The organism is Rubinisphaera margarita, assembly GCF_022267515.1.
GTDB classification, from domain to species: domain Bacteria; phylum Planctomycetota; class Planctomycetia; order Planctomycetales; family Planctomycetaceae; genus Rubinisphaera; species Rubinisphaera margarita.
Window position 1 is genome coordinate 33,606 of sequence record NZ_JAKFGB010000003.1, and the last position, 21,146, is coordinate 54,751.

A 21,146-nucleotide genomic window follows, 5' to 3' on the forward strand; every position below is an offset into this window, starting at 1 on the left:
GAACATTATCGCGGCGCAATTCAGTCAGCCGTCGTATCAGGAGTCTCTGTTATTTTCGAGGGGTTCGATTTCGCGAAGCGACGCAGCACGACGTAAAAGACCGGCGTGAGAACCAGTCCGAACAGGGTCACGCCCAACATTCCGCTGAATACGGCTGTTCCCAGGGCCCGCCGCATTTCCGAGCCGGCGCCGGTGGCGATCAGCAAGGGAATCACGCCGAGAATGAACGAGAACGCCGTCATCATCACCGGTCGCAATCGCAGGCGACAGGCTTCCACGGCGGCATCGAATCGGTTGCGTCCCGCGTCTTCCTCCGCTTTGGCGAACTCGACAATCAGGATCGCGTTCTTACAGGCCAGGCCGACGAGCACCACGAAGCCAATCTGAACAAGGATATCATTATTCATCCCGCGGAGCCAGACGCCAGTGATCGCGGCGAGCAGACACATCGGCACGATCAGGATCACCGCCAGCGGCAGCAGCCAGCTTTCATACTGAGCCGAGAGTGCCAGGAAGACGAACAAGACACATAGCGGAAAGATAAACATGGCCGTATTGCCGGCTGCTTTCTGTTGATAGGTCAGGTCGGTCCACGCAAAGCCGAATCCGGGTGGCAGAGTCTCTTCGGCAATGCGTTCCATGGCGGCGATGGCCTGCCCGGAACTGTAGTTCGGCAGTGTGTCGCCATTCACGTCGGCAGCCGGGTACAGATTGTATCGCACCACGCGATCGGGCGCGGTTTTGGCCCGGACCGTGACCACAGATCCTAAGGGAACGATGGCTCCGGTATTGCTCCGCGTTCGCAGTCGATCGATGTCTTCGACTTCATCGCGAAACTGTTCTTCGGCTTGAGCGGTGACCCGATAGGTGCGGCCGAGGAAGTTGAAGTCGTTGACGTACGAGGAGCCGAGATAAATCTGGAGGGCTTCAAACACATTATCGATCGGCACATTCAGCATGCGGACCTTGGTTCGGTCGATTTCTGCATAATACTGCGGAGTGCCGATGCTGTAATTCGTGTAGACCTGAGTGAGTCCCGGCTCTTTCCTCGCTCGATCGACAACCGCGTTCGTCGCTTCCTGCAAAGCCAGAAGACCAGCTCCGGAACGGTCCTGGATCTGCATTTTGAAGCCGCCCCCGGTGCCAATGCCGGGAACTGGTGGCGGTGGAATCACAACAACGAAGGCTTCCGGTATCGAGGAGAGCTGTTGCCGCAGCTGCCCGACGATGAAATCGAGTCCATGACCGTCACGAGCGCGTTGCTTGGCGTCTCCCAGAACGGGGAATATGGCCGCAGCACTCGAACTGGTTGCACGAGTTGCTCCGGAGAAGCCGACGAACGACACCGTATTGCGGATTCCCGGGATCTCCAGCGCAATGTCGGCTGCGCGACGCGTGACTTCATCGGTGCGATCGAGTGTCGCTCCGGCGGGCAGCTGAATTGAGATGACGACATAGCCCTGATCCTGGATCGGAATGAAGCCGACAGGGACGCGCGTAAAGCCGACGTATGTCAGACCGATCAGACCGCCATAGATCAGGAGCATGACAGCTGAATAACGCAGCACCCGCCGAACCAGGCGGGCGTAGGCCGAGCTGGTGGCCTCAAAGGCTCTGTTGAATGCATCGAATGGCCATTCCAACAGGCTTCGCAGTCGACCATGTTTTTTGCCCTGGGTATGCGGCCGCAGCAACAAAGCACAAAGGGCTGGTGTCAGCGTCAGCGAAACGAACGTGGAGATCGCGGTCGAAACGGCGATCGTAATTGCGAACTGTCGATAAAACTGTCCGCTGATTCCCGGGACAAAGGCCGTGGGCACGAAGACCGCGATGAGTACGAGTGTCGTGGCGATCAGAGCCGAGCCGACTTCATCCATCGCTTTGCGGGTCGCGTCCCGGGGGCTGAGTCCTTCCGCGATCAAACGTTCAACAGATTCGACGACAACAATGGCGTCATCGACCACGATGCCGATGGCGAGAACGAGACCGAACAGCGAGAGGTTATTGAGACTGAAGCCGATCGCCAGCATTGCTCCGAATGTGCCGACCAGAGAAATGGGAATCGCCACGACGGGAATGAGCGTGGAACGCCAGTTCTGCAGGAAGACGAAAACTGTCAGGACGACGAGCACACCAGCCTGCCACAACGTGGTAAAGACCTCGTCGATGGAGTCTGACACGAACTCCGTCGGGTTGTAGACGACCTGATATTCGAGGCCTGGAGGGAAGTTCCGGGCCAGTTCCTCCATCGTTTCCAGAACCTTATCGGCTGTCGCGAGTGCATTGGACCCGGGGCGCTGGTAGAGCGCCAGGGCGATCGCGTTGTTCTTGCCCAGATAGCTGCGAACCGAGTAATCGGTCGCTCCGAGCTCGATTCGTGCCACGTCGTCCAGTCGCACGAGCCGCCCTTCGTCGTCGGCTTTCAGAATGATGCGGCCGAACGCGTCGGCGTCCGGCAGCCGCCCCTGAGTGCTCACGCTGACTTGAAAAGCTTCTTTCGGGTCGGTCAACGGTTGTTGACCAATCACTCCGGCGGCGACCTGAATGTTCTGTTCCTTCAAAGCCTTCACCGCATCGCCCGGAGTCAGATCCAGAGAGGCCAGGCGATCGACATCCAGCCAGACCCGCATACTGTATTCGGAGGACCCGAAGACCTGCATGTCGCCCACGCCGTTAATTCGCGACAGAACATCGCGAATCTGCAGGTAAGCGTAGTTGCTGATGTAGAGCTGGTCGCGAGACTGATCCGGTGAGACCAGATGCACGACCATCATCAGGTCGGGGGAGCTCTTCGCTGTCGTGACACCGATCTGCCGAACTTCCTCCGGCAGTCGTGGCTCCGCTTTCGCGACGCGGTTCTGGACCAGCACCTGCGCCTGATCGACGTCGGTGCCGAGTTCGAAGGAAATTGTGATCTTCAGCGAGCCATCGGCCGTCGCCTGCGAGTCCATGTAGAGCATGTCCTCGACCCCGTTGATCTCCTGCTCCAGCGGAGTCGCCACGGCTTGGGAAATCGTCTCCGCCGTCGCACCGGGGTAGCTCGCCGAAACAACGACGGTTGGCAGAGCGACTTCGGGATACTGGGCGACCGGAAGGGCGAAGTAAGCCAGCAGGCCGATCAGTACAATCACAATGGAGAGGACGCCGGCGAAAATGGGACGGTCGATGAAAAAGTGAGGAAACTTCATGATCAGTTTCCTCCCGAATTCGAACCGGTCGACGTTCCCGCCGGGCGGGTGATGGCTTCGAGGCCATCGGGAATGGCGGTCGGCGGTCGCGAGATTCGTTCCTCCTCCGGTACGGGCGAGTAGTCATTGGGCAGATCGCCGTCGTCGGCCAGGATGAGAGTTTCCGGCTGGGGGGCGACCGTTGCGCCTGGAAAGACCCGCTGAACTCCTTTTGTGACGACGGTTTCGCTCCCGTCCAGTCCGTCGCGAATCACGCGAAGCCCACCCTTGATCGGCCCCGGTTTGACGACCCGGCGGTTGATCTTGTTCTGATCATCCACGACGTAGACAAACTTTGAAGCCTGATCGCTGCCGATTGCGGCGTCCGGAATCAGTTTGGCGTCGTATCGACGGGTTCCCGGAACCCGCACGTCCGCAAAGAGGCCCGGAACAAGCAGTCCATCCTCGTTGGCGAATATCGCTCGGGCCCGCATCGTCCCGGTATTGGGATCGAGGCGGTTGTCGACGAAGTCCATGTGCCCTTGATGCGGATAGCCTTCTTCGTCGATCAAAGAGAGATAAACCGGATTCCTGTCGTCACGGGATCCGCCATGTTCGTCGCTCTGGAGTAATCGCATATACTTCAGAACGGCCTGCTCGTCGGCGTCGAAGTAGCAATGGATCGGCTTCAGCGAAACGATGGTCGTCATCAGTGTCGACTGGGCGTTGCCTCCGCTGATCAGGTTACCCTGCGTGACGAGTTGACTGCTGATGCGTCCGTCAATCGGGGAGCGGATCTGTGTGTAGGTGACGTTCAGCCGGGCGGTTTTGACGTTCGCCTCAGCGGTAACGATGGAGGCTTTCGAGGTTTCGATCCCGGCTTTCGCCGATTCGATCTGAGCGTTAGCCGCCTGCAGCGACGCCTTGGCCTGCAGCTCTTCACTGACGGCGATGTCGACATCATCCTGCGATACCGCGGACTGCTCGAACAGTTGCTCCATTCGTGCCCGCTGCCGTGTTTTCAGCGTGACCTGAGCCTGGGCGTCCGCTTCTTCGGCTTCGGCCTGTTTCAGCAGTGCGTCCGACTCGGCGAGTCTCGCACGGGCTTCCTCCACCTGGGCTTCCGCCTGGGCGAGATCGGCTTCAAACGGCTTGGGGTCGATGATGGCAAGCAACTGACCCTGCTCAACAAGATCGCCCTCGTTGAAATGCAGCGAGTTCAGATAACCGCTGACGCGGGAACGAACCTCCACGGTTTCAATCGGATCGAGGCGGCCGGTGTATGAATCCCATTCCACGATGGGGGCGACCAGGACTTCTGCCACGGTGACCTGAGGCGGCCCGGGGTCAGGAGCAGCGGACTGTTCTGGCTGGCAGCCGCTCAGAGAACACAGGAGTAGCAGAAACAAAGCCCATCGCACACCGGGTCTGTTCATGAGTCGTCTATTTTCGATTGAGGTGATTCGTGGTCCAGGAGCGGTTGGCCACGCCGCTGAGATGTGCTCGCACGGTACCCGGCCGAAAGGCATGTGTCCAGTATCTCTGTCAAAAGCAAGATTCGAGGAAGACCTCCTTAAGATGTGAGCTTCTTTGTATGGCGCAATGGCTTGCCGAGTGGTAGAATGCACTCGCATTCCAACTTTCTTGAGGGCTCAATCGATGCTCAGCAGATCTCGTGTTTTCGGACTGATCGTTCTCTTCTCTATCTCTGAAGCATTCGCTTCGGCAGCCGAACCTCCCGGCCGGGTTTTCGATCTCTCCGCCTGGAAATTGACGGTTCCCGTTGATGGCGATCAGGACGGCAAGCCGGACGAAATTCTGCAGCCGGAGTTACAGGACTATCGAGATCCGGAGTGCTTTTTTATGAACCCGGCCGATGACGCGATCGTCTTCCGCGGTCCTTGTGGCGGCGTTCCAACGAAGAACTCGGGTTATCCTCGCTGTGAACTGCGTGAAATGACGTCGGATGGCGGCGATGAAATCGGTTGGTCGACTACTGACTCCGGGTCGCACGTGCTGGAACTGGAACTCGCGATCAAGCAACTTCCGGAGAAGAAGAAGCACGTCGTCTGTGCCCAGATCCACGACCAGGAAGACGACATTCTGATGGTCCGCCTGGAACGGAACAAACTGTTCGTGGAACGCAACGACATCGGCGACGTCCTGCTCGACTCGGACTATCAGCTGGGCGACCGGGTCAAGCTTCGCATCGAAGCCGGCCAGGGACGCATTCGGGTCTCTTATAACGGAGAACAGAAGCTCGACTGGAAAGTGTCGAAGAAGAGGTGCTACTTCAAGGCGGGATGCTATACGCAGTCAAACGTGAAGCAGGGGGATCGCCCGGAGGCGTATGCTGAAGTCTGGATCTACGCGCTTCACATTCAGCATCACGGGAAGACGACGCTGGGCCAATGAAAAAAGGACCGGCCTTTCGACCGGTCTTCGTGGCGTCTTCGTCGGAGAGTTGCAGAGCGTCCGCTCTAGTATTTCAGGCCGCTGTCGAAGTGAGCGTGCAGTTCGATGAGCTTGTGTTCGCCGCAGGGGATGACCATCAGGCAGGTTGTCGGACCGCAGTGCTTGAAGGCGTGGAACCAGTCGTCCTCGCAGATGATACGGATGTCGTCGACCGTCTTGATAACATCGCCGGGAGCCAGGCCGAGGCGACAGGCTTCGCTGTTGGGAACCACTTCCTTGACCAACATGCCCTCCGCACAGATGACGCCGAAGATACCCAGCGACGGCATCGGAGCAGGGCAGCACTTCTTCTCAATGATCACTTCCCGAATGATCGGCTTCTCGATCACAACCGGCTTCACATAGACCGGCTTGCGATGATGGTGGTAATCGTAGTCGTGCTTGTAAGTGTGGTGGCTGGTCTTGCGGTAGCCGTGTCCACCGTGCCCGTAGCTCTTGCCGCAACCGCCTGCGAAGACGTCGGCAGTGAGCGTGGTCGAAACAACGGCGAGGGCCAGAACAGTCAGGGTGATGCGTGACATGGTTGAGTTCCTTTGATTTCCGTGTGTGAGTTTTTTTGTTTTGAATCGCCTCTTACAAACTGGAAATCGTGGAGCGGGCGCCGAAGGGGACAGCGGCGGGCCTGATTCTGGAAAATTGTCGCCGGAGGGGCCGAAGAACTCATATCGACCAGAATGGCAATATCTGATATCAACCCGGTCAGCCGAGACTTTCGGGCTTTGATTGGGGGCGAAATGAAGACATCTTCAGCAATTCGGACAGCAGGCGGGCTTGGCCTGATCATGCTGTCGGGCTGCGTACGTCCCTGGAATACCGAGTTTCCTACGCCATACGCGAAAGATCACCGCTACGAAGAGCGGCGGCTGGAGCAGTTCGACCCCTTCGCCGCTTCGGATGTGGGACCACAGACTTACACGCGACCACGCGACTTCTCGGTGCCCCGCGATCAGACCCGCCGCAGCCGGGATGTCAATGCCTCCCAGGTGCCTCCGGTTCCCGGAACAGTTCCGCCCGGCATGGCGCCGCCTCCGGTCACACCGCCGCCGCAATACCCCGGCACCGTGCCATACTAAGGCTGTCTGCTTTAAGTCCTCGATCCGCTCAAGCTCCGCTTGCCAGGCGTTGCTGCGCAGATATAACAGAGGAATGCGGGATCTGCGTAAGTTCGCTGGTCCCATCAACATATCTGACTTCGTTGTGAATGTGGAGAAGCCTCGCGTTTTCGGTCGAGTTCAACTTGCAAGGATCACGGAAGAGAACGACACTCAGCAGGAATCGACTCAGGGAGTGACTCCGCAGCAGGAGACTTCATGATCACAACTGGTGCTGACGATATTGAATGTCGATGACTGGAGGCAGCTGACATGAGAGTCTGGCCGGGAAGCCCATATCCGCTGGGCGCGACCTGGGATGGTTCCGGGGTCAATTTCGCACTTTACACGGCCAACGCCAGCAAGGTCGAACTGTGTCTGTTCGATTCGATCGACGATAACCGTGAATCGATCCGCATCTCGCTCCCCGAACGCACCGACTTCGTCTGGCACTGTTATCTGCCCGATGTGAAACCGGGTCAGCTCTACGGCTACCGGGTTCATGGCGATTACGCGCCGCACCACGGTCACCGCTTTAATGCCCACAAGGTCCTGCTCGATCCTTACACCCGGTCGATCGCCCGGGGGGTCCGCTGGACCGACGCCATGTTCGGCTACAACGTCGGGCACGCCAACGGCGATCTGTCGTTCGATACCCGCGACAACGCCGGTTCGGCTCCGCTGAGTGTCGTCATCGACAACAAGTTCCGCTGGGGAAACGACAAGCCACCCCGGACGCCCTGGCACAAGACGTTGATTTACGAGACGCACGTCAAAGGGCAGACGATGAAGCATCCCGGCGTTCCCAAAGCACTGCGAGGGACGTACGCCGGTCTTGCCTCCAACGCCTCCATTCAGCACATGCTCGATCTCGGCGTCACCGCTGTCGAACTGATGCCCGTTCATGCCAAGCTGCAGGACCGCCATCTGGTCGATAAGGGGCTCGCCAACTACTGGGGCTATAACACACTCGGCTTCTTCGCGCCGGAGCTGAACTACAGTTCCAAACGGGACCCGCAGGCGGGGGTCAACGAGTTCAAGACGATGGTCAAGAAGCTCCACGCGGCTGGGCTCGAGGTCATTCTCGATGTCGTTTACAACCACACCGCGGAAGGGAACCACTTTGGCCCCACGCTGATGTTGCGCGGGATCGACAACAGCTCCTATTACCGGCTCGTGCACGGACAGGAGCGGTTCTATATGGACTACACGGGCTGTGGCAACACGCTCAACATGCTCACGCCGCACGTTCTGCAGCTGATCATGGATTCGCTGCGATACTGGGTGCTCGAGATGCACGTCGATGGCTTCCGCTTCGATCTGTGCAGTGCTCTGGCCCGCGAACTGCACGAAGTCGACCGACTGGGCGCCTTCTTCGATATCATCCATCAGGACCCGGTCCTGTCGCAGGTGAAGCTAATCGCCGAGCCCTGGGATCTCGGAGAAGGGGGGTATCAGGTCGGCAACTTCCCGATTCTGTGGACCGAGTGGAACGGAAAATACCGAGACTGTATCCGCGAGTTCTGGCGAGGTGACGGCGGCACGATGAACGAGTTCGCCACTCGGATCACGGGCAGCAGCGACCTCTACGAGCACAATGGCAAGCGGCCCTATGCCAGTATCAATTTCGTAACCTGTCACGACGGTTTCACGCTCAACGATCTCGTCTCGTATAACGAAAAGCACAACGCGGCGAACGGGGAAGACAACCGGGACGGTGAGAGCCACAACCGCAGCTGGAACTGCGGCGAAGAAGGGCCGACGACCAACCCGGATATCCGCAAGCTCCGCGAACGTCAGAAGCGGAACTTCATGACGACGCTGTTACTGTCGCAGGGCGTGCCGATGATCTGTGCCGGTGACGAACTCGGCAAGACTCAAGGCGGCAATAACAACGCCTACTGCCAGGACAACGAGATCAGCTGGATCAACTGGGAGATGACGCCTGATCGAGAGCGTTACTTCAAGTACGTGAAGCGGGCGGTCAAGCTCTGGAAGGAAAGTCCGGTCTTCCAGCGTAGAAAGTTCTTCCAGGGACGTCAGATCCGTGGCCAGGAAGTCCAGGATATTACCTGGTTGACGCCGACCGGAAAGATCATGACCGATCGCGACTGGCACGAGCCCCACGTCCGCTGTCTGGCCGTTCGGCTCGAAGGGGATCAGATTGACGAAGTCGATGAAAAGGGGCGGCAGATCGGCGGCAGCACATTCCTGATGTTGCTCAACGCTCACAACCATTCGATCGATTTCACGCTCCCCGGTCACGGGTCAAACGAGTTCTGGAAGCCGGTGCTGGATACCAGCGATAGTTCCAAGTCGACCGGACTGATGCGGGAAGGGCAGATCTATCGGGTGCCCGGACATGCGATGGTGGTGCTGAGACTGAAGACGGTCGCCTCACGGATGGCGGCCCGCCTGATTCGCTGGATGCAGCCCGAAATGGCCAGCACGCTGTTCGTTCCTGAGCAGGAAGAGGAGCCGGAAGTCGAGAACGTCGTCGTCGAGCCGGTTGCCGAACCGGACGACGAGCCGACCGTGATCGAACCAGGCGAAAAAGTGGTCGTCCCGACGGCAGACGCTGGGGAAGAGACTGAGATCGTGTCCAGCGAAACGACGGCCGAAGTGGCAGAAGACGACGAGCCGGAGCCGGTAGTTACCGATGAGCTCGACGAAGCCGAAGAGCAACCAGTCGTTTCCGCGAAGCCGGTTGGCGTCGAATCCGAGAAGAAAACGCCGGCTTCGAAAGAATCCCGGAAATAGCACAGCTGTCGCCACGGGCGGCACACACAGAGGATCTGTCGAGAGCATGTTTACGGGTTTGATCGAAGGCCTTGGGACCGTCACGGATCTGGAAACCGAAGAGGCGGGAATTCGTCTCTCAATTCGCATTCCAGCCGAGATGCTGCAAGAAACCAGTTCGGGACCTGCTGCGCTGGGAGACAGTGTCGCGATCAACGGCTGCTGTCTGACTGTGATTGAGATGAACGTCGACGTCTGGCAGTTCCAGGCGGGTGAAGAGACTCTCAGCAAAACAAATCTGGGCCGCCTTCAGGCCGGGCACGTCGTCAATCTGGAACGGGCTCTGCCGGCTCACGGTCGTCTGGGCGGACATTTCGTTCAGGGACATGTCGACGGGCAGGGCAATGTCGCGGCAATTGATGCCGACGGCGACTGGGTGAATATGTGGTTTGAGGTTCCGCCCGCCCTCGCCAACTGCATGGTGAGCAAAGGCTCCATCACCGTTGACGGGATCAGCCTCACGCTGGTTGACGTCGAAGAAGACCGCTTCAGTGTCGCATTGATCCCCCACACGCTCAGCGTGACCACTCTCGGCACCCGCAACGTCGGCGACCCGGTGAACATCGAGACCGACATCCTCGGCAAGTACGTTCAGAAGATGCTGGGGCAGACCGCGTCGCGCTAAAAGAGAGCGTTCAGGGGAGCCTGCGAGAGCTCACGACGCATCTTCAATACCCTGTTCACGTGTCGTGTCGGACCGGGATACGATTCCTCCAACGGGTTGGCATGCCCACGCTCAGGTGGGCATGCTCTGACCACCGTCCTGCTTCCGCCGATTAACTGTCGGACTCGCCCTTCAACTTCGATTCGATCGTTTCGATCAGCTCCTGGTTGCTGAACTTGGCGTCCCGTTCCTGCTTCAGGGCCTTCTTCCAGGCATCCCGCGCTTTGTCGGTCTTGCCCAGGGCGTCGTAGCAGTCGCCGAGATGGTCGAACAAGACGGCGTCGCCGTCATCGGAGTCTTCGACCGCCTTTTCGAGATACGTTAGAGCTTCCTCGTATTTGCCGAGCTTGAAGAGCACCCAGCCCATGCTGTCGAGGTAGGCGTTGTTCTCGGGCTCAGCTTTGAGTGCCTTCTCAATCATTTCGCGAGCCTGTTCAAGCTTCTTGCCGCGATCGGCATAGAGGTAACCCAGGTCGTTGCAGACCGAGGTGTCGTCAGGGTTCTGTTCGTAATACTCTTCGAGGATCTTTTCACCCTTGTCGTACTGCTTGTTCTGGACATAAGCGGCCGACAGGGAGAATCTTGCCTGTCGAATGATGGTGTCATTCGGGCTGCCGATCTCGAGTTCGAGCAGGTCTTCGAAAGCCTTGATCGCCGCGTCCCAGTTGTGGGTGTAGTAGTTGATCCAGCCCTTCTGGAACCGCCACAGAAGTTCACGCGGTTCATTCTCAATGGTTCGATCAATCAGCTTCAGGGCGTCTTCGGGCATGCCCATGAAGGTGAGTGACCGCGACAGGTTATAGGAGCAGTCGCGGATGATCGCCGCATTCGTCGAGGCATTCGCATCGGCCAGGACTTCGGCGAAAATCTCGGAAGCTTCTTCCCAGTCTTCGCTGAGGTAATAGACGCGACCCTTCTGGTATTCCCACATCAGGTTGTCCGGGTCAGATTCCTGAACCTGCTCGATCAGTTCGATTGCGGCTTCCGTTTCTTCCGCGGCGACATAGGTCTGAATCAGCTGTAACTGGAAGGCCTGTCGCTCGGCGACGAGAGTCGGGGAGTCGATCGCTTTCTGAATCACTTCGATCAGGTCTTCGTAATGTTCGATCGATTCGAGGTAGTCGATCAGTTCGGCGTACAGAGTGACCTGAATCTGCCGTTCGCCGCGGATTTCCATGGCCTGAAAGTACAGCGCCAGAACGTCTTCGACACGTTCCTGCTGCATGGCCAGTTTGGCCGTCAGGTAGGACTGCGTGAATGCCGCCCGTTCATCCTCCGGCTGGTCCTCGCCACGACCAAGTTCGATGATCCTGTTAGCCAGTTCCTTGTCCTGGCTGATCAGATCCAGTTCCGCTTCAAGGCGTTCAGAGTTGGCGCCGGCCATCATTGCCTGTGTAAGTGCCTGGAGGGTCTCGGCTGGCTTATTCTGCTGCCGGTAGATCTTCAGCAGGCCGAGCTGGATCTCATCCTGCTTCTCGCTGTCTTTCAGTTCCTGATAGATCTCTTCAGCGCTTTCCAGGTTCTCAGCCGTGATGTATCGCTCCGCCAGATAAAGACGCAGCGTATCGTTCCGAGGATTGTTCTCGACCAGCTTCTCGAGCCGGGGGATGATCTCGTCCTCGCGATCGAGGGCGATCAGAAGTTCGGTGAGCAGCAGGTAAGGACCTTTCCCTTTCGTTTCCAGTTTGGCATCGAAGTACTTCTGGAGTCTGTCGAGAGCCGCCTCTTTGTCGCCCTTTTTCAGGAGCATGCGGGCCTGGTGATAACTGTAAACTTCCGGCTTCGTGCGCGAGGACTCGGCGGCCAGCTTGAAGGCCCGCTCGGCCAGCTCGTTTCGATCGGTCATCAGGAACAGTTCGCCGAACGACTCGAACGTCTCGGCTTTGTTGCCCTGAAGTGTCTCGAGAGCCCGCTGCGTGCGGAAGTCGAGCGAGTAGTCGTTCGGATTGGTGATGGCTTCGAAGACGATTGCGAACGAACGAGCCGCCTCTTCGGTCTTGTTGAGCGTCAGATACAGCTGGCCGAGCTGGCTCATGATCGAGATGTACGGCCCGGCCTTTTTGTCGACCGTCTGGCTTTCCACGGCTTTCTCGAAGTACTCGATTGAAGAGGCCACGTTTCGCTGCCGGAGCGCATAAATCCCGAGCTGGCTGAGCAGTTCGAAGTTGTTCGGATCGAGTTCGACGGCTTTGCGGGCGTATTGGATGCCCTCGTCGATCTTGTCCAGACGGAAGGCCAGCGGAATGATGGAGCGGTAAATGGCGATCGATTTCGGATCGATCTCGAGAGCGTTCTTGTAGGCTTGGTAAGCTTCCTGGAACTTGTTGGCCCGCTCCATGGTCCGGCCCGTCATGTAATGGGCGACGGCTTTGCGGCGATTCGCTTCGTCCTCGTTCGACTCTGTTTCCGAGGGAATGCTGTCGAGTTTGTCGTCCCCCGGCTGGCTCAGCATTTCGAGCAGACGATTCAGTTTGGAATCGTCGTTCGACTTCTCCGACGGCGCGGCGTCTTCGGGTTCATCGGCCCAGGCGGATGGGCCCAGATGGCAGGGGATGGTGAACGCGAGGGCGACGAGTACCAGAAAACAGGATGAGAAGCGACCTCGTACGCGACCGGTAAGGCGGGGGTGGCGAAAGGCGGGAAGAGGGATCTGCATACTCAAGCTCCTGTCCTGTGAGCGAATGTCTTCCGTGGAGCGGACTGAGCGACGGCCTGTCGCAGTCTCCAGGTCCCCGGTTGAAGATTATCTCCGAAGGGTTTTTTTAGCACGTTTGCCGTATTTTACCAAGAGAGCCTGTCCGGCCCTCATGTTTACCGGTCGGCCCGTCGAATCCCAATAACAGGTCTTACCGGACCAGATACCGTTCTGTTCAGTGATTCTTGACCGGCAGCTGGTTTCCAGATTAAACTTTTTTCGGGGCGGCATGACACTTTGTCTCTGTCCAAGCCGGTCCAATCCGTCTATTTTAAAGTGAATGGCTGTCACGATGGGTCGTGGCAGGCCGCATTCATTATCTGAGTCGAGCTCAAGGAGTCAAAGATCGAGACTACGCACCGGGTGAATGATCAAATCAGGATCTCACCAATTCGAGTTGTGAATCAGGATGGCGAAATGCTGGGAGTGATGGAAACCGCAGAGGCCATGACGCTCGCGACGGAAGCGGGAATGGATCTGGTTGAGGTTGCCTCGGAAGCACGGCCTCCCGTCTGCCGAATCATGGATTACGGCAAGTTCAAATACGAACAGAAAAAGAAGCTGACGAAGAATACGAAGCAGCATCAGACGCAGCTCAAGGAAATTCGGCTGCGTCCCAAGATCGGCGATCACGACATCGAGTTCAAAATGAAGAAAGCCCGGGACTTTCTCCAGCATCACGACAAGGTCAAACTGACCGTGATGTTCAAAGGCCGGGAGAACGCCCACCACGATCGGGGCCGCGATATCCTCAACGGGATCGTGTCTGATCTGGAAGATATCGCCAAGCTGGAGAAACCACCCAGCATGGACGGTCGCATGATGACGGCAATTCTGGCTCCTCGCTGACGCCAGAATCCCGCGGAGCTCGGAGAAGGCCGGTCGAACGAAAATCTTCGGGATCACCGGCCGTTTCACTACCAGTGCAGCGACCCCTTCGCTATACTGCCCGGCTCGATTCAGTCTCAATGTGTCGTCGAGGAATTCCGACTCCGCTTGCGGGGCGTGAATTCGTCGATGAATGTATATACCCCGGTCAGCAGGGGCGGACCAACAACTTTAGCGGTGATATCGTGCCAAAGCAGAAAACACACAAAGGAATGCAGAAGCGGTTCAAAATTACGGCCAGTGGCAAGGCCAAGCATCGTAAGGCGAACCGGGGGCACATTCTGGGTAAAAAGACGGGCGATCGTAAGCGGAGCTTGCGAAACGACGGCGTCGTTACGGGAACAGTGGCCAAGAAAATCGCAGATGCCCTGCGTCCCGGTCTGTAATTGGTGCGCGGCAGAAGACCTGGTGACGACAATCCTCTGAAGAACCAGAGGGTTTCCCAGTCTCAGGCAGTTATCAGCGCTGGCGACTCTCACATTTTACTTGTATCACGCGGCAGAGAATCATCATGAAAGTTAGAAGTGGCAAGGCACGCTTGCGGTCCAAACGGCGGTTGCTCCGTGAAGCCAAGGGCAATTTCGGTGGACGGAAGAATCTGAACCGCACGATCCGCGAGACCATTCTCCGGTCTCGTGCTTATGCTTATCGCGACCGGCGCGTGCGAAAACGCGAAATGCGTCGCCTGTGGATCATTCGTCTGAATGCAGCCTGCCGCGAGCAGGGCCTGCGTTACTCCGAGTTCATCAACGGTCTGGGCAAGGCCGGAATCGAACTGAACCGCAAGTCGCTCAGCGAACTGGCCTTCCACGAGCCGGCCGTCTTCGCTGAAGTCGTAGCCGTGGTCAAGAGCAGCCTGTAAGCTGCCGGAACGCGAGTCCAGCACAGCTGCTGTGAATTCAGGGCGACGGTCGGAACTCCCGCAGATCCACCGTCGCTTTCTTTTTTGCTACCGCCTGTGAGCGTCCGCCGGGATGCCGCCCGTCGCAAAGATTGGATCCGATGAACCTGCCCGAAGTCCTCGATCAGTATCAAGCCGAAGCACTGCAGGCGATTGCCGATTGCCGGGAGCCTGCTGATCTTGAGGATGTCCGTATTCGCTTTCTGGGCAAGAAAAAGGGCCGGCTGAAGGATATTCAGTCCCAGCTCGCCACCGCAAAGCCAGAAGAACGCCCGGAACTCGGCAAGCGGTTCAATACCGCCAAGCAGTCCGTTGAATCTGCTCTTGAAGCACGGAAAGAAGAACTCGCTCAGCCTCAGGCCGAGATCGTTCAACTCGACGTCAGTCTGCCCGGGCAACCGATGCTGCTGGGTAAGCGTCATCCGGTGACCCGCACGGTCGATGACTTCAAGGATATCGCAGGCCGCCTGGGTTTCGATGTGGCCGACGGTCCGGAAGTCGAAGACGACTACCACAACTTCGTCGCGCTCAATATTCCGGAAGATCACCCCGCCCGCGATCCGCTCGATAACTTCTATCTGGCCGTTGCCAACGCCGGATCCGGGGGGCCGTGGCTGCTGCGAAGTCAGACTTCGACCGTCCAGATCCGCGTGATGGAAAAGACGCCGCCTCCGGTGCGGATTGTTTCCACAGGCCGCGTTTATCGCCCGGATACCGTGGATGCGACGCACTCCTGCATGTTCCATCAGATGGAAGGTCTTTACATCGATTCCGGTGTCACAATGGCCAACCTGAAGACCGTTCTCAAGATGATCGCCGTGCAGTATCTCGGCGATGACATCGAAATCCGCTTCCGTCCGTCCTTCTTCCCCTTCACCGAGCCGTCGGTTGAAGTTGATATTCAGTGGGGCGACAGTTGGATGGAAGTCGGCGGAGCAGGGATGGTCGATCCGAACGTGCTGAAGGCCGTCGGCTACGATCCTGAAAAAGTCTCCGGCTTTGCGTTCGGCCTGGGAATCGAGCGTCTCTGCATGAAACGTTACGGCATCCGCGATATCCGCCTGCTTTACGAAAACGACGTCCGCTTCCTGTCGCAGTTCTAGAGCAAATTCAAAATTCGACTGCAGGCGTTTGCAGGAGCAAATTCAGCATGGCCGGGGGATTGCCGCCCATGCGACTGCAGGCGAAGCATGAAAATGCTCTAAAGCCTGCAGCGCCGTGCTTCTACGATTTCGCGCTGTTCCCATCGCCTGGATTGCCATTCACGTGCGACTCCCTTTCGTGGACGCGCATGAAAAATGCCCGCACTGCTCGCGGGCATTTCGTTTCGGGGTGAATCGCTCTACTTCAGCTGGATATGCAGCGGCTTGGAGCAGTGATTGCAGAGCACGTTCTGATTGGTGAACTCGCGGTCTGCCCGAATTCGCTGGCTGCAGTGAGGGCAATCCACATAGCTGGCCACGAAGTATTCCGTCACGCGGGTCGAGTCGCAGATGAACGGGGCCTGGCAGTGATTGCAGCAGACAGACTGGTCGAGATACGTCGCAGGAACCTTCAGTTCTTTGCGGCAGACCGGACAGTTGCGAAAAATGCCTCGGGCCTCGGTGAGCACAATCGGAGTGGCTTGCTGATGAAGGGGCGACCGCATGACGACGGAGCCCTGGGAGTCGGTCTGCTCATCGATTGTGATTTCCTCCAGTGGCACGAACTGGGGGATGTCCACATAACTCTGCTGCAGGTCTGAATTCAACAGAGCCCGACAGGTTTGACAGGTGATCAGATTGGGTGGCATGTCGTCCCCGCATTCTGGACAGGGACCACCCGGCCAGGCTGGCATGGCAGAGTTCCTTGAAAAACAGACCGTAGACTTGATGAAAAATAACGGAAGATTGCGCGGGAGTCTCGGGAAATGAAAAAAGGAATTGAGACCCGCGGATTGGTGATCGCGTTGAACGCGCCGAGGCGAAATCTGGCCCGCATTCGCCTGCTGCAATGCACCAGCAACCATCTGGTCGAATCAATCCGGCCAGATGGGTAGTGCGCGAAACAATCGTAAAGTGTAAGGGCTCCGCGATGAAATGAGAACTACTTTCGCGGCAGGCAGAACAACTTTGTGGAGGTTTTCAGGTACATCCGTCCATTGGCCACGACCGGCGTCGAGTACGAAAGATCGCCCAGGGCAACGCGTCCGAGTTCCTTGAACTCGCGTCCGGCGGAAAGGACGACCACTGTCCCCGCTTCGTCGATCATGTAGAGTCGGCCTTCGAGCCAGATCGGCGAACCGCTGAAGTTCCCGTCGATCCGCTCCGTCCAGAGTTCGTTCCCCGACGGCAATTCCACGCAGGAGGCGATGCCGCCGTCCAGGATCATGAAGTACAGTCCGTCCTTGTAGATCGGGGTCGGAACGTACGGAATGCTGCGGGTGAGCTTCAGTGTCGGTTCGACAGTCCCTTTCTGATCAAGCGGAACGGCGAACAGATTGCGGCCTTTTCCGCCTCCGCCACTCACGGCCACAACGTGATCTTTACAGAGCACGGGGGAACCGACGGTCCGTTCCGGGAAGCTTTCGGTTCGCCAGATCATCTCACCGGTCTGCACGTTGAGGCCCGAAATTCCCATCATCCCGCTGACGCAGATCACTTCTTCAACGCCATCGGCTCGTGTGCGCACAATCGGCGTCGCATACGACGTGCGGCGGAATTCCCGGTCGGTTCGCCAGGCTTCCTTTCCGGTTTGCAGGTCAAACGCGGCGACCAGACTCGGCCCCTTCATGTCCTTGGGCACCAGGACCAGATTGTTGTGAATGATCGGGGAGCAGGATGGGCCATGTTCGCTGATGAATTCGCCCAGATCGTTCCGCCAGAGTTCTTTGCCGTCCTTAGTCCAGCAGGCGACGATGAACTGACCTTCATCGGCGAAAGCCGCGACCACGTGGGTGCCGTTGGTCGAAGGTGATCCGGATGCGAAGCTGTTCTTGTTGTGGACATGGACCGTGTTCAGGGCCAGATCCCGTTCCCACTTCTGCTTTCCAGTGGCCGCATCCAGACAGATCAGCCGGCGGACTTCGCCATCATTCAGCCCCGTCGTGAGATACAGATCCTCTTCCCAGACGATGGGAGAGGAGTGGGACATGCCGGGCAGTTCGAGGGTCCAGGCGTAATCGTCTTCGGTCCAGGTGGTCGGAAATCCGGTTTCCAGCGAGATTCCCTGTCCATTGGTGCCGCGAAAGCGAGGCCAGTTGTCCGCCTGGAGAGGCTCCACGATGAGCAGTACCGTCGACAGAAACAACACCGTGAAACACCAGCGAAGCATGAGGAACTCCTTGGAACACAAGAGCCGGGATAATGATCTGCGTGGGACCCGTGGGTACCGTCCGGAACTGGGGGTGAGCGCGATCGACAAGGCCTGAGACGAATCTGGCGAGCCGGGTGGGAACGCAGGAAACTTAACATATCAAATCCCACTGGTGTTCACCACTGAGTCTATCCCGGGAAGCCGAAACGAGTTAGAGGTTGACCGGGATGAGGGGCGGCTCGCGAGAATCTGGCGGAAGTGCGAGAGTCGACTGAACGGCGACAGGGCGATTGTGTCGATGAGACTGCAGCGGCGGGCGGAAATAGCCCTAGCTTGATCGAGTTCCCGCTGATCACCATAATCTCACCGCGACGCAACAGAAATCCAATCCTTCTGCTTCTCAGATCCTGCATGGGCGGGAATCTGCGACAACCTTCCGGCTTCCGCTTTCGCAGCGGAGTTCAATGGCGAATCCACTATGAAAACAGACGAACTGCGCGACGCTTATCTCGATTTCTTTGTCGGCAAAGGCTGTATCCGCCGGCCCAGTGATGTTCTGGTGCCCAACGATCCCACCGTCCTGTTCACGCCGGCGGGGATGAACCAGTTCAAGAACGAGTTCCTCGGCATCGGCAAACTCGAGTTCACCAAGGCGACCACCTGCCAGAAATGTCTGCGAACCGGCGACATCGGCAACGTCGGTGTAACGGCCTATCACCACACGTTCTTCGAGATGCTCGGTAACTTCTCGTTCGGAGACTACTTCAAGCGGGAAGCCATCCACTGGGCCTGGGAATTTCTGACCGACAAGAAGTGGCTCGGCCTCGATCCCAATCGGCTGACAGTCACGGTTTATCTGGATGACGATGAAGCCTTTGAAATTTGGGAGAAGGAAATCGGGCTTGATCGGAGTCGCATCTCCCGCGAAGACGAGTACGAAAACTTCTGGCCAGCCGGTGCGCCGACCGACGGACCAGACGGTGTTTGCGGTCCGTGCAGCGAAATCTACTACCATCCGCCGACTGGAGGCAAAGAAGTCGAGATCTGGAACCTGGTCTTTACGCAGTTCAATCGCGTCGGCAGCCCGCCGGACAACCTGAAACCGCTGCCGATGAAAAACATCGACACCGGGATGGGACTCGAACGAACCGCAGCCGTGCTGCAGGGCGTCGAAAGCAATTTCGAGATCGACTCGCTCCGCCCGCTCTGCGACACCGTGGGCGACGTCCTCGGCGTGAAGTACGACTTCTCCGGCGAGCACGGCCGGGCGATGCGTCGAATTGCCGACCACGTGCGTGCAGTCACGATGTGCGTGCACGAGAACGTGCTGCCGGATAATAAGGAGCAGGGCTATGTCGTGCGTCAGCTGCTCCGGCGAGCCGTGCTCGAAGCCTACCTGATCGGCAAGCAGGAACCGGTGCTGCACAAGCTCGTTCCGAAAGTGGTCGAGATGCTCGGCAAGCCGTATCCGGAACTCAAAGAGTCGGTCGGCTCGGTGCAGTCGGCCATTCAGGAAGAAGAAGACGCCTTCCTCGACACGATCGAACGCGGGCTCAACCGCTTTCAGCGATGCCTGGACGATGCGAAGTCGACCGGAATCATCACCGGGAAAGATGCTTTCCAGCTGCATACGACTGACGGCTTCCTGTACGAACTGACCGATGCTCTGGCCGCTCGTCACAATCTGAAAGTCGATCGGATGGGCTTTGAGCAACTGATGGAAGAGCACGGGATCATCAGCAACGCCGGCAAGCAGAAGTCAGTCATGGCTGAAGGCCCGCTCGATGCCATTCGCAAGACGTCCGGCGGCACCGAATTCGTTGGGTATGAGTCCTCGTCGTGCGAGGCGAAAGTCGTGGGGATCATCGCTGAAAAGCAACTCGTCGAGGAAGTGACGGAAGTCGGCCATCGCGACCTCATCGCTGTCGTTCTCGACAAGACAGCATTTTACGGCGAGTCGGGTGGTCAGGTTGGCGATACCGGCACACTGACCGCCGACGGCATTGAGTTTACCGTACAGGACACGCAGAAGGATGGCGATCTGTGGTTGCACATTGGCCATCTGAAGCAGGGTACGCTGAAAGTCGGACAGAGTCTGAAGTGTGAAGTCGACGATGAGCGACGACACGCCATTCGCCGTGCCCACTCGGCGACACATATCATGCACTACGCTTTGCGAACGACTCTGGGCGATAACGCGACGCAGCGTGGTTCCAAGGTTCAGCAGGACGAACTCCGCTTCGACTTCGCTCAGAAGAAGCCGCTCTCGCCCGAAGAACTGTGCCGCATTGAAGACATCGTGAATACTCACATCGCTGAAGGTTCAGCCGTGACCACGAAGCTGATGGCCATTGAAGAGGCTCGTGAAGTCGGGGCGATGGCTCTGTTCGGCGAGAAGTACCCGGACAAAGTCCGCGTGGTCTCGATTGGCGAGTTCAGCAAGGAACTCTGCGGCGGAACGCATCTGGCGAACTCCGGCCAGGTGGGCATGTTCAAAATTGTTGCCGAAGAGCCGGTTGCCAAAGGCGTGCGCCGTCTTGTCGCCTACACTGGCGAGAAGGCTATGGCCGAGATGCGGAACAAGGAGACGTTGCTGCGGGACATCATGAGCGAACTCAAAGTCGGATCGGCCGACGAAGTGCTTCGCAAACTGGAGTCGCTGCAGAATGAGCTCAAAGAAACGAAACGAAAGCTGTCGGAACAAATGCGGCAGTCCATTGGCGATGACGTCTCGAATCTCCTCGCCGAAGCCGAGAAGGTCGACGGCGTCGCTCTGGTGGCTCACTTCGTGCCGAACGTCGATAAGGATGTGCTGCGAGATTACGCGGATCGATTGCGAAAGAAAGCTCCAGCTGCAGTTATTCTGGCTACGGATATCGACGGTCGCGTCGCACTGCTCGCCGGCGTGAGCACAGACCTGATAAAGACGAAAGGCATGAATGCGTCGAACTGTGTCAAAGCAGCCGCCAAACTCGTCCAGGGCGGGGGCGGTGGACGTCCTGATCTGGCCGAAGCCGGCGGGAAGGATCCTTCCAGGATCGACGAGGCTCTGAAAGCCGGGCTGGAGAACTTCCGCAGTCAGCTGTCTTCTTAAATGAACGGCCGGTGAAGATCATGGAGAACGTGTTAAATCCGTTTGATACGTTCTCCTTTTCCTTTGAATCATCTGCCC

The 21,146-nt window shown here is 57.9% G+C and carries 15 protein-coding genes; 9 read left to right on the forward strand and 6 right to left on the reverse strand.

The genetic code is table 11. The features are described 5' to 3' along the window. Positions 1 to 20: 20 nt before the first annotated feature. The gene (locus tag L1A08_RS00150; protein WP_238752874.1) at positions 21 to 3,188 is read right to left on the reverse strand and encodes an efflux RND transporter permease subunit; all 3,168 of its coding nucleotides are present in this window, start codon (positions 3,186 to 3,188) and stop codon (positions 21 to 23) included. Positions 3,189 to 3,190: 2 nt separating this feature from the next. Continuing rightward, positions 3,191 to 4,603: an efflux RND transporter periplasmic adaptor subunit gene (locus tag L1A08_RS00155; RefSeq protein ID WP_238752876.1), complete on the reverse strand. Its 1,413-nt coding sequence runs from the start codon at positions 4,601 to 4,603 to the stop codon at positions 3,191 to 3,193. A 223-nt stretch (positions 4,604 to 4,826) separates the two neighbouring features. On the opposite strand from L1A08_RS00155, the gene L1A08_RS00160 reads away from it, so the two are divergent. Next, the gene (locus L1A08_RS00160; RefSeq protein ID WP_238752878.1) at positions 4,827 to 5,582 is read left to right on the forward strand and encodes a polysaccharide lyase family 7 protein; all 756 of its coding nucleotides are present in this window, start codon (positions 4,827 to 4,829) and stop codon (positions 5,580 to 5,582) included. 65 nt (positions 5,583 to 5,647) lie between these two features. On the opposite strand, the gene L1A08_RS00165 is transcribed toward L1A08_RS00160, so the two are convergent. Beyond that, positions 5,648 to 6,163, reverse strand: a complete 516-nt coding sequence (locus tag L1A08_RS00165) for a signal protein PDZ (RefSeq protein ID WP_238752892.1) — start codon at positions 6,161 to 6,163, stop codon at positions 5,648 to 5,650. Positions 6,164 to 6,376: 213 nt separating this feature from the next. Here L1A08_RS00165 and L1A08_RS00170 point away from each other — a divergent pair, with 213 nt between their 5' ends. The 3 genes from L1A08_RS00170 (at position 6,377) to L1A08_RS00180 (ending at position 10,157) form a co-directional block, all read left to right on the forward strand. Further along, positions 6,377 to 6,715 (forward strand): hypothetical protein, encoded by a 339-nt coding sequence (locus tag L1A08_RS00170; RefSeq protein WP_238752894.1) that lies wholly within the window; start codon positions 6,377 to 6,379, stop codon positions 6,713 to 6,715. Positions 6,716 to 7,006: 291 nt separating this feature from the next. Then, positions 7,007 to 9,493, forward strand: a complete 2,487-nt coding sequence (gene glgX / locus L1A08_RS00175; RefSeq protein WP_238752896.1) for a glycogen debranching protein GlgX — start codon at positions 7,007 to 7,009, stop codon at positions 9,491 to 9,493. Between the two features lie 46 nt (positions 9,494 to 9,539). Then, positions 9,540 to 10,157 carry a riboflavin synthase gene (locus L1A08_RS00180; protein ID WP_238752898.1) on the forward strand — a complete coding sequence of 206 codons (618 nt, stop codon included), beginning with the start codon at positions 9,540 to 9,542 and terminating at the stop codon, positions 10,155 to 10,157. Positions 10,158 to 10,308: 151 nt separating this feature from the next. On the opposite strand, the gene L1A08_RS00185 is transcribed toward L1A08_RS00180, so the two are convergent. Then, positions 10,309 to 12,852: a tetratricopeptide repeat protein gene (locus L1A08_RS00185; RefSeq protein ID WP_238752900.1), complete on the reverse strand. Its 2,544-nt coding sequence runs from the start codon at positions 12,850 to 12,852 to the stop codon at positions 10,309 to 10,311. A gap of 402 nt (positions 12,853 to 13,254) precedes the next feature. Between L1A08_RS00185 and infC the strand changes: the two genes are divergently transcribed. From infC to pheS, 4 genes are all read left to right on the forward strand, one after another. Then, on the forward strand, positions 13,255 to 13,740 hold the full coding sequence (gene infC, locus L1A08_RS00190; RefSeq protein WP_315860528.1) for a translation initiation factor IF-3: 486 nt from the start codon (positions 13,255 to 13,257) through the stop codon (positions 13,738 to 13,740). Positions 13,741 to 13,859: 119 nt separating this feature from the next. Next, positions 13,860 to 14,165 (forward strand): 50S ribosomal protein L35, encoded by a 306-nt coding sequence (gene rpmI, locus L1A08_RS00195; RefSeq protein ID WP_390896829.1) that lies wholly within the window; start codon positions 13,860 to 13,862, stop codon positions 14,163 to 14,165. 125 nt (positions 14,166 to 14,290) lie between these two features. Then, the gene (gene rplT, locus L1A08_RS00200) at positions 14,291 to 14,641 is read left to right on the forward strand and encodes a 50S ribosomal protein L20 (protein WP_238752904.1); all 351 of its coding nucleotides are present in this window, start codon (positions 14,291 to 14,293) and stop codon (positions 14,639 to 14,641) included. 140 nt (positions 14,642 to 14,781) lie between these two features. After that, a complete protein-coding gene (gene pheS / locus L1A08_RS00205; protein WP_238752906.1) occupies positions 14,782 to 15,783 on the forward strand; it encodes a phenylalanine--tRNA ligase subunit alpha in 1,002 nt (333 codons plus the stop codon). 239 nt (positions 15,784 to 16,022) lie between these two features. Here pheS and L1A08_RS00210 read toward each other — a convergent pair whose 3' ends face one another. Continuing rightward, on the reverse strand, positions 16,023 to 16,517 hold the full coding sequence (locus L1A08_RS00210; RefSeq protein ID WP_238752908.1) for a hypothetical protein: 495 nt from the start codon (positions 16,515 to 16,517) through the stop codon (positions 16,023 to 16,025). 248 nt (positions 16,518 to 16,765) lie between these two features. After that, positions 16,766 to 17,992 (reverse strand): PQQ-like beta-propeller repeat protein, encoded by a 1,227-nt coding sequence (locus L1A08_RS00215; protein WP_238752910.1) that lies wholly within the window; start codon positions 17,990 to 17,992, stop codon positions 16,766 to 16,768. Positions 17,993 to 18,452: 460 nt separating this feature from the next. On the opposite strand from L1A08_RS00215, the gene alaS reads away from it, so the two are divergent. Further along, on the forward strand, positions 18,453 to 21,068 hold the full coding sequence (alaS, locus tag L1A08_RS00220; protein ID WP_238752914.1) for an alanine--tRNA ligase: 2,616 nt from the start codon (positions 18,453 to 18,455) through the stop codon (positions 21,066 to 21,068). Positions 21,069 to 21,146: the final 78 nt, after the last annotated feature.